General features: G+C 40.3%; 1 protein-coding gene. It reads right to left on the bottom strand.

Annotated features, from left to right (window positions below; all coding sequences use genetic code 11):
* A partial coding sequence (locus ACIFOT_RS15595) for an FGGY-family carbohydrate kinase (RefSeq protein ID WP_430066074.1) occupies positions 1 to 593 on the bottom strand: 593 nt, incomplete at both ends.

Below are 593 nucleotides of genomic sequence, written 5' to 3'. Positions count from 1 at the left end.
AGCAAGGCGATTCCCCATGCACCACCTTCTCCTGCTGTATCCATAACAGAAACAGGAACATTAAGGGCTGCAGCCAAAATAGTTTGTGCTACACCTCCTGTATTAAACATTCCACCATGAGCTAAAATTTCATCAAGCTTGACTTTTTCTTCGTTTAGTAGAATGTCCATACCTATCTTCATTGCGCTAAATGCTGAAAACAAATGAACTCGCATGAAATTAGCTAGATTGAAATTACTGCCCAAAGAACGAACAAACAACGGGCGACCTTCTTCAAAATGAGTCATGTGCTCACCGGAAAGATAGCCATAGGATAGTAGGCCACCGCCATCCAATTCTCCTTGTAGGGCCGCCTTAAATAAAGTCTCATATAACTTATTTTTATCCACATTAAGCCCCATCACTTTGGAAAATTCTTCGAATAATCCAACCCATGCATTTATATCTGAAGAACAATTATTAGAGTGAGCCATTGCTACTAAATTTCCTGCAGGTGTAGTTACAAGATCAACTTCAGGATGTACTTTGGACAAATCTTTTTCCAGTACAACCATAGCAAATGCAGAAGTCCCGGCAGAAACATTACCAGTACG

The sequence above is a fragment of the Neobacillus sp. NRS-1170 genome (genome assembly GCF_050468025.1).
This window is presented reverse-complemented; position numbering and strand designations above follow the sequence as displayed.